The 8,781-nt window shown below is 67.7% G+C and carries 9 protein-coding genes; 1 reads left to right on the top strand and 8 read right to left on the bottom strand.

Annotation, left to right across the window (positions count from 1 at the left end; all coding sequences use genetic code 11):
• The 8 genes from VIR09_RS16905 to VIR09_RS16870 form a co-directional block, all read right to left on the bottom strand.
• Positions 1 to 851, bottom strand: an 851-nt coding sequence (locus VIR09_RS16905) for an aconitase family protein (protein ID WP_332013921.1), incomplete at its 3' end; no start/stop codon positions are given.
• A gap of 2 nt (positions 852 to 853) precedes the next feature.
• A complete protein-coding gene (locus VIR09_RS16900) occupies positions 854 to 1,564 on the bottom strand; it encodes an ABC transporter ATP-binding protein (RefSeq protein WP_332013920.1) in 711 nt (236 codons plus the stop codon).
• A complete protein-coding gene (locus tag VIR09_RS16895; protein WP_332013919.1) occupies positions 1,561 to 2,316 on the bottom strand; it encodes an ABC transporter ATP-binding protein in 756 nt (251 codons plus the stop codon). The genes VIR09_RS16900 and VIR09_RS16895 overlap by 4 nt, the downstream gene beginning before the upstream one ends.
• Complete coding sequence (locus VIR09_RS16890; protein WP_332013918.1) at positions 2,309 to 3,280, bottom strand: branched-chain amino acid ABC transporter permease; 972 nt, start codon at positions 3,278 to 3,280, stop codon at positions 2,309 to 2,311. Before VIR09_RS16890 ends, VIR09_RS16895 begins: the two co-directional genes overlap by 8 nt.
• A gap of 2 nt (positions 3,281 to 3,282) precedes the next feature.
• Positions 3,283 to 4,155: a branched-chain amino acid ABC transporter permease gene (locus VIR09_RS16885; RefSeq protein WP_013393327.1), complete on the bottom strand. Its 873-nt coding sequence runs from the start codon at positions 4,153 to 4,155 to the stop codon at positions 3,283 to 3,285.
• A 2-nt stretch (positions 4,156 to 4,157) separates the two neighbouring features.
• Complete coding sequence (locus VIR09_RS16880; protein ID WP_332013917.1) at positions 4,158 to 5,363, bottom strand: ABC transporter substrate-binding protein; 1,206 nt, start codon at positions 5,361 to 5,363, stop codon at positions 4,158 to 4,160.
• 17 nt (positions 5,364 to 5,380) lie between these two features.
• Positions 5,381 to 6,178, bottom strand: coding sequence for a GntR family transcriptional regulator (locus VIR09_RS16875; RefSeq protein WP_332013916.1), 798 nt, complete (start codon positions 6,176 to 6,178; stop codon positions 5,381 to 5,383).
• 62 nt (positions 6,179 to 6,240) lie between these two features.
• Complete coding sequence (locus VIR09_RS16870; protein WP_332013915.1) at positions 6,241 to 7,896, bottom strand: diguanylate cyclase; 1,656 nt, start codon at positions 7,894 to 7,896, stop codon at positions 6,241 to 6,243.
• 173 nt (positions 7,897 to 8,069) lie between these two features.
• Here VIR09_RS16870 and VIR09_RS16865 point away from each other — a divergent pair, with 173 nt between their 5' ends.
• Entirely contained in the window at positions 8,070 to 8,711 is a 642-nt protein-coding gene (locus VIR09_RS16865; protein WP_332013914.1) for a hypothetical protein, read from the top strand.
• Positions 8,712 to 8,781 lie beyond the last annotated feature (70 nt).

Raw genomic sequence — 8,781 nt, 5'->3', positions numbered from 1 at the left:
CGCGCATTGGCCGGGCTGTGCGGCGCGGCGACCTGCGGCGCCAGCGCCGCGGCATCGAAGTCGTGCCACTCCGCCTGCGCCCCCTGGTCGCTGCGCCAGCGCGCCAGGTCGATTTGGTCCGTGACGCCTGCCTCGCGCAGATAGGCCACGGTGGTTTCATCCGGAGCGATCAGGCCGACCTGCGATCCCAGTTCGGCGCTCATATTGGACAGCGTCATGCGTTCCTGCATCGACAAGGCGCGCACCGCCTCGCCGCAGAATTCCACCGCCTGGTAGCGCCCGCCGTTCATGCCGTAGCGGCCTATCATGCGCAGCATCATGTCCTTGGCGGTGACGCCCGGCGACAGGCGGCCGTTCCAGCGCATCATCAGGGTCTGCGGCACCTTCACCCAGATCTGACCGGTGACGGCCACCCCCAGCATCTCGGTACTGCCGATGCCAAACATATAGGCGCCGAAGGCGCCGCCCGTGGGCGAATGCGAGTCCCCGCCGACGCAGAACATGCCGGGCCGGATATGGCCGTGCTGCGGCACCACCACGTGGCAGATGCCGAGCGAGTCGTAGACATTGGGCAATTGCTGTTCGGCCGCCCAATCGCGCGCGATGCGCACGATACGGCGCGACTCGTCGTCGGATTCCGGCACGTAGTGGTCGATGACCAGCACGATCTTCGATGGATCCCACAGCGTGGCGCCCAGCTCCTGCAACATGGGTTGCAGGCGGCGCGGGCCGCTGGAATCGTGGAACATGGCCAGGTCCACCGCACAGGTGACGATTTCGCCCTCGGCGACAGAAGCGCGACCGCAGGCCGCCGCGATCAGCTTCTGGGCCAGCGTTTGAGGCTTGGCCATGGCTACATCCCGAGATAGGCCCGGCGCACGTCGTCGCTGGCCAGCAGTTCCGGACAGGCGCCGCTATAGCGCACTGCCCCGTTTTCCAGCACGTAGGCGCGCTGCCCCATTTCCAGGGATTGGCCCACGTTCTGCTCCACCAGCAGGATCGCCAGCCCCTCGCCATGCAGGCGTCCGATCAGGCCGAACAGCTCTTCGACCATCAGCGGCGACAGGCCCAGCGAGGGCTCGTCCAGGATCAGGAGGCGCGGCTCGGCCATCAGGCCGCGGCCGATCGCCAGCATCTGCTGTTCGCCGCCCGACATGGTGCCGGCCAGTTGCGCCAGGCGTTCGCGCAGGCGCGGGAAGATGTGCAGCACCTTCTCCAGGTTGGCGGCGCGGCGCTCGCGCGCCCGGGTGAAGGAGCCCAGCTCCAGGTTTTCGCACACGCTCAGGTTGGGAAACACGCGCCGACCTTCCGGCACCTGGATCAGGCCGGCCTTGACCACGTCGCGGTAATGGCGGCCGGTCAGGTCCTGCCCTTCGAAGCGCACCGTGCCGCCCCAGGGCCGGCACAGACCGCACACCGTGTTGTTCAGCGTGGATTTGCCGGCGCCGTTGCTGCCCAGCAGTACCACGATCTCGCCCTGGTCCACCCGCAGGTCGACGCCGCGCAGCACTTCCATGCGGCCATAGCCCGCCCGCAGTCCCTGGACTTCCAGCAGCGCGCTCATGCCGGCGCTCCCTGCGCGGCCAGCCTGGCCGCCGCACCCTGGCCCAGATAGGCCTCGACCACCGCCGCATCGCGGGTGACCTCGCCTGGCGTGCCCGAGGCGATCAGGCGGCCTTGCGCCAGCACCCACACGTGTTCGGCCAGGCTCATCACCGCGCGCATCACGTGTTCGATCATCAGTACGGTCACGCCGTCGTCGGCCAGATTTTTCACCACCGGTATCATCTCGTCGATCTCGCTGGGGTTGAGCCCCGCCAATACTTCGTCCAGCAGCAGCAGGCGCGGCCGCGTGGCCAGCGCGCGCGCCAGTTCCAGGCGCTTGCGTCCCGCCACCGTCAGGTCCGCCGCAGGCCGGTCCAGCAAGGACCCCAGGTTGACCCGCGCCGCGACTTCTTCAGCCGCTTCCAGCGCCTCGCGGCGGTTGCGCAGGCGCAAGTGCGCGCCCACGGCGATGTTCTGGCGCACGGTCTGCGCGCCGAAGGGCTGCACGATCTGGAAAGTGCGGGTCAGCCCCAGCCGCGCCGATTCGTGGGGCGGGCGACCGGTGATGTCCGTGCCGTCGAAATGCACCGAACCAGCACCCGGCTTGAGAAAGCCGGACAGCAGGCCGAACAGCGTGGTCTTGCCCGCGCCGTTGGGACCGACCAGCGCGGTCAGCGAGCCCTGGCGCACGTCCAGGCTCACGTCCTGAACCGCCTTCAGGCCGCCGAAGGTGATGGACAGATTGCGCGCTTGCAGCAGGATCTCAGGCACGGGCGCGCTCCTTGGCACTGAACAGGCGACCCAGCGCCTGGCCGCCGCCGGTGATGCCGCGCGGCAGAAACATGACGATCAAGATGAGCACCACGCCATAGATGACCATGCTGATGCCCGGCAATTCGCCGAACAGGTTGCGCGTCAGGTCGCTCAGGGCATGCAGGGTCACCGCGCCCAGCAGCGGCCCCCACAAGGTACCCAGGCCGCCTACGATGGCACCCACCAGGGCCTCCACCGACACGGCCGAGCCGAATGCGATGCCCGGATCGATGTACTGAAACACCTGCACGTAGAAAGCGCCCGCCGCGCTCATGAAGGCCGCCGACAGCGCGATGCCGCCCAGCTTGACCCGCAGCGGATTCACGCCGATCGCGCGCGCCGCGTCTTCGTTGTCGCGCACCGCCTGCAGATAGGCCCCGAAGCGCGAATGACGCAACCATGCGGTGACCACCAGCGCCAGCAGCACGAAGCCCAGCAGCAGATAGATATAGCCGCGGCGCGAGCCGAACTGCATGTTGGCCACGCCCTCTTGCAGCGGCACCATCAGGCCCACCCCGCCCCCGGTGAACGACACCGACAGCGCCAGAATGCGGAACACTTCGGCGAACGCCAGCGTCACCAGGGCGAAGTAGGAACCCTTCAGGCCGTAGCGGAACGTCAGCCCGCCCACCGCCAGGCCGACCAGCGCGCCCAGCGCGATAGCCATGGGCAGGACCAGCCAGGGATTGATGCCCAGGTTGAGCTGGCCCAGCGCCTGCGCATAGGCGCCCACGCCGAAGAACAGCGCGTGGCCGAACGACAGCTGGCCGCCGTAACCGCCCAGGATGTTCCAGGCCTGCGACAGCAGGGCCGCGTACAGCGACATCATCACGAACGTCAGCGCCACGCCCGATTCAGTCAGCGCGGCCGCGGCGGCCAGCGCCGCGCCGAACAGCGCGATAGTCAAAAGATCCTTGCCCATGCTCAGCCCCTCGCCCCGAACAGCCCCTGCGGGCGAAACAGCAGCACCGCGATGAAGATCGCGAATATGCCCATCTGGCCCAGCGAGTCGCCCAGGAACAGGCCCCCGATGGACTCCACCACCCCGATCAGCAGGCCGCCGACCAGCGCGCCGACAAAGCTGCCCATGCCGCCCAGCACCACGATGGTGAAGGCCACCAGCACGAAGCCGCCGCCGACCTGCGGATTCACGTAGTAGGCCGGCAGCAGGAAGCAGGCCGCCGCGCCCAGGCAGGCCATGCCGATGCCGAAAGACAGCGCGTAGACTTTCTCCACGTCGATGCCCATCAGCTTGGCGCCCTGCTTTTCCTTGGCCACCGCGCGGATCGCCCGGCCCAGATCGGTGCTGCGGATGATCCAGAACAGCACCGCCGCCACCGCCAAGGCGCCGCAGAAGGCGATGACCTTGGGCAAGGCGATCATGGCTGGCCCGATCTCGACCGTGGACAGCGTGTAGGCCGTGTCGATGGTGCGCGTGTCCGACTTGAACCACACCAGCGCCAGGTTCTCCAGCACGATGGCCAGCCCCAGCGTCACCAGCAGGATGTTCTCGTCCTTGCCATGGCTGGCGCGGTTGATCACATACCGCTGCAAGGCGTAGCCCAGCGCGAACATGCCGGCCACCACCAGCGGCAAGGCGGCATAGGGGTCGATGCCGAGGCGGTCCTTCAACAGGTACACGGCGTACAGCGCCACCATCAACGCCGCGCCATGGGCGAAGTTGATGATGTGCAGCACGCCGTAGATCAAGGTCAGGCCCAGGGCGATCAGCGCGTACACCGCGCCCGTGGTCAGGCCGTTGAGCACCGAGGAAAAGAGGATGGCGGGATCGAGCACGCTCAGGCCTTCAGCGGGAAGATGGCGTCGGCCTGGCGGTAGTCGGCCGGGATGACGACCTTGATATCGCCGCCGATCACCTGCGTCAGCAAGGGCTGCGCGCCCGTGTTCTGGCCGTTGACGAACTTGGTCGGGCCATAGGGCATGATGTGGTCGGAGAACGTGCTGGAGCCCAGCGCGTCGATGATGGCGGCGCGGTCGGCCGACTTGGCGCGTTCCAGCGCATCGGCCAGCAGCAGCACCGAGGTGTAGGTCATGAAGACCTCGTAGCTGAAATAGGCGCCCTTCTCCTCGACGCGCGCCTTCAGCGGCGCGACGCGCGCATCCTTGGGGTTGAACCAGTGGTTGCAGTCGAGGATGCCGTTGGCGATGTCCGGGAATTCCTTCAGGAACTTGTAGCTGGAGGCCGCGCCGCCCAGCACCGAGTAGATCGCCTTGGGCTGCACCTTCTGCTGCTTCATGGCGCGCAGAAGCAAGGCGTATTCGTTGTAGTAGTTGGCCGGGATCACGATGTCCGGATTGAGGGACTTCATGCGCAGCACGATGTTGTTGAAGTCGCGGGTCGGGTTCGGGTGCTTGACCACGTCCTTGACCTCGAAGCCGTGCTGCGGCAACGCCTTGGACAAGAGCGCCGCGGTGCCGGTGCCGAACAGCGAATCCTCGTGCACGATCATCACGGTCTTGGCCGGCTTGCCCGCCGCGTCGTTGAGCGCCGCCAGGTCGGTGATGGCGCGTTCGCTACAGGCGCGGTAGCCCGGTCCGAAGCGGAACGTGTTCTTCAGCCCGCGCTCGACGATCTGGTCGGCCACGCCCACGTCCACCACGTGCGGCAGGTTGTACTTGGCCGCGGTCTGGGTGGTGGCCAGGCAGATCGCCGAGGCGTAGGCGCCGACGATGGCCGACACGCCCGCCTCGTTCATCTTTTCGACCTCGGCCGATCCCGCCTCGGGCCGCGACTGCGCGTCGCCCAGCACCGCCTCGAGCGGCGCGCCGCCCAGCGACTTGATGCCGCCGGCCTTGTTGATGTCCTCGATCGCCAACAAGGCGCCCAGGCGGCATTGCTGGCCCGAATAGGCCAGCGCCCCCGTCACCGGATGCAGGATCCCGACCTTCACCGGCTTGGCGCCCTGGGCGCGGGCCACCCACGGCGCCGACACCAGGGCAGCCGCAGCGGCGGATTGATAGAGGAAAGTGCGGCGCGAATTCATGGGCGATCTCCGGGGGTTCAATGGAATTGGGCGGACAGCTCTTCGCTGACCCATACCTTGGCGTCGATGCTGCCGACGCGTGACAGCTGCAACTGATACTGATAACGGTCCGGCCGGTACAGGCCTTGCAGGAGCTGCACCGGCCGTTCGTTCACGTCGCGCACGATGCGCGTCACGGCCAGCAGCGCGGAGCCCACCGCCACGTCCAGGTGACGGGCCACCTGGGCGTCGGCCAGCCGCGCCGAAATGGTCTGGGTGGCGCCGCCGAATTCCACGCCGGCGGCTTCCAGCAGCATCAGCAAGGGCTCGCGCTCCAGGTCCGCGCGGGTGAAGTCGGCCACGGCCTGCGGCACGTAGGTGGTGATGTGGGACAGCGGCCCGGCCTCGGTGCTGCGCACCCGCAGGCTCTTGTGCACCGGTGCGCCGGGCGCAAGGTCCAGCGCCTCGGCCACCACGGGCGGCGCCGACACCAGGGTGCTGTCCAGCACCTGCACCGAGGTGCGCAGGCCCATGTTGACGATGTTTTCCAGCAGGCCGGTCAGATGCGCCTTCTGCGGAGGGTTGACCTTGGGTGCGCTGGCCGGATTCGCCGCCGCGCGCAGCGGCCAGGTGCCCAGGCCGGGCCGGCGCGACACCAGCCCGTCGGCCACCAGCATCTCCATGGCCTTGCGGATGGTGATGCGGGCCACGTCGAACTGGTCGGCGAGCGCGTGCTCCCCGGGCACGCCGTCCTGATCGAAACGCCCCTCCTGCACTTGCTCGCGCAGGACGAGATAGATCTGGTGGTACTTCGGTAGCGGTAGTGTGGTTCCCATGACGGGAACTCTAGGAGTGTCCTAATGTACCGTCAATGGAACAAATGACATTGCCGGTTGTTCTATCGGGAAAACACTGAGGGCGCGGACTCGATGCGGTTGCGCCCGCGCTGCTTGGCGTAATAGAGCGCGCGGTCGCTGCGGCTAAGCGCCAGTTCGGCGTCGGTATCCAGGGTGTGCATGGTCGAGATACCGATGCTGACTGTCAGCGGAATGTGCCGGTCGTCGCCCAACGAAAACGGCGCGGCCGCGATGCGTTGCTGCACTCGGGTGGCGAAGGCGTGCGCGCGCTCGATGTCGGTGTCCGGCAGCACCACGGCGAATTCCTCGCCGCCGATACGCCCCACCAGGTCGACCGCCCGGAGCTGCGCCCGCAGCGTGTTGGCGAAATGCTGCAGCACGCCGTCGCCGATGGCGTGGCCCCAGGTGTCGTTGATGCGTTTGAAATGGTCCAGGTCGCACATCAGCACGGCGGCGCAATCGCTGCCCTGCCGCTTGATCCGGGCCAGTTCCGCGGCGATGCGGGACATGAAGTGGCGGCGGTTCGGCAGCGTGGTCAGTGCATCCGTGGCGGCAAGTTCACGCAGTTCGAAGTCGGCGCGCTTGCGGTCCGTGATGTCGGTCACGAAGCCGTGCCACACCACGGTGCCGTCGGCTCCCGTGCGCGGGCTGGCGTCGCCCTGGCGCCAGCGCAGGCCCTGCTGCGGCAGGCAGACCCGGAACTCCAGGTGCCAGGGCGTCTGCGCCGCGGCCGCGGCCTGCAGCGACGCGTGGTAGGTCGCCAGGTCCTCGGGGTGGACGCGCTGTTCGATCGCTGCCGGGCTGGTCCGGACATCGTAGGGCGTCAGTTCGAACATGTCCCAGATGCCCGCGCTGACGTACAGGAAGCGCGACCCGCCCTCGGGGCGCTGGCCACACTGGAACACCATGCCCGGCACGGCGTCGGTCAGGTTGACCAGCAGGTCCGCCGTGCGCCGCAAGCGCTCCGACATCGCGCGCATGGCGCTGATGTCGGTGGTGGTGCCCATCATGCGCAAGGCCCGCCCCTGCGCATCGCGGCTGACGACCTTGCCGCGGCTGCAGATCCACTTGTAGCTGCCGTCCTTGCAGAGGATGCGGTGCTCGACCTCGTAGCTTTCGGTTTTGCCCTCGAAATGCGCCTGCATGGCGGCGCGCACGTAGTCGGCGTCGTCCGGGTGCAGACGCTTGTAGGAGTCTTCGATGCGGTTGGTGACCTCGGATTCGGCGTAGCCCAACAGGGCCTTCCAGCCCTGCGAATAGGTGATTTCACCGGTCAGGACATTGCGGTCCCAGATGCCGGTGCCGCTGCCGGCGATGGCCAGGGACAGATTGCGCGCCTCGGTGCGCCAGCTGTCTTCCGCCGCCCGTTCTGCCGCCAGGGCCTGGCGCTTCTCGACCGCCGCGACAGCCAGTTCGGCAAAATCGTGCAGGGCGTCCAGGTCCTCGCGGCCGAAGTCCCGCGGCTGGCTGTGCAGCAGGCGGAACGTGCCCAGCCGACGGCCATCGCAGGCGCGCAGCGGACTGTCCACGGAAAAAGGGAGGGATCCGGCCTCGGTAGCGGCTGCGGACAGAGCGCCTGCCTGGGCCTGCCAGACGCCGTCGGCGTCGCTGCAGGCCACCAGCACCATGTCCACGCCGAAATGCCGCTGGGCGAGACGGGCGAGCCGGTCCAGGGGACCGTCGAGCCCGGTTTGCATATTTTCCGCGCCGCCGGCGGGCGCGCATGCAGGGGGAACGTCACCTGTTGCTGGCATTTCTGGACCTGACTCAACACGGGTTCATCGACATGGCCATGCCGGTGGCCATGACTGACATTTTGTCACGCTCTGCACCAAAATAGCATCATTTTGAACGATATGATCACCGGCCTATGGAACACCCTATCCGCGTGCCCCCAGGCTGGCTGCAACGCGCCTGGCTTCTGCTCCTGGCCTTGCTGCTGAGCCTTTACTGCGGCGTCGCCGGCGCCCAGCAACTCGACCTCCAGGCGGAAAACGCCCGCTACCGGCAATGGCTGACGGATTTCCGCACCGACCTCCTGCGCCTGCGGCAGTCTCCCGACCCAGCCGCGGCCGATATCGACAGCCTGTTCGCGCAGACCATCGTGCCGGGTTCCCGCGCCACCCAGCTGGTCAAGACGCTGGCCGAGGCGCCGGGCGACTCCACCAGCGGCGAGATCCATTTCGCGGGCTTCGCGCGCGTCTTCCTGGCGGCCCTGGCCGACTCGGTGGTGGCGGGCGACGGCGGCGACTTCCCCGAGAGCCAGGCCAAGTACCAGAAACATGTACTGCGCGTCCGTTACATGCATGTGGACGGCGGCGGCCGGCTGGAACCCTATTTCAACAATCCGGAAGTCTTCAAGCCCTACCGCCTGCCCCAGGCCGGCACCCTGGAACGCAACGCCTATCCCTTCCTGCTGTTCGAGGACCGCGACGGCAAATTGCGGCTGGGCGGCGTGTCCAAGGAGTTCTGGGACCTGGTGAAGTTCATGGATGCGCTGCAATATGCTTGAACGACTTGCCCTTGCCCTGAGCGCCCTCGCCTATGCCGGCTGCGCGGCGGCGGCCTGCGGCCCCGCCCCC

Origin of the sequence: Achromobacter sp., from assembly GCF_036567245.1 — a bacterium.
Classification (GTDB): domain Bacteria; phylum Pseudomonadota; class Gammaproteobacteria; order Burkholderiales; family Burkholderiaceae_B; genus Achromobacter.
This window is presented reverse-complemented; position numbering and strand designations above follow the sequence as displayed.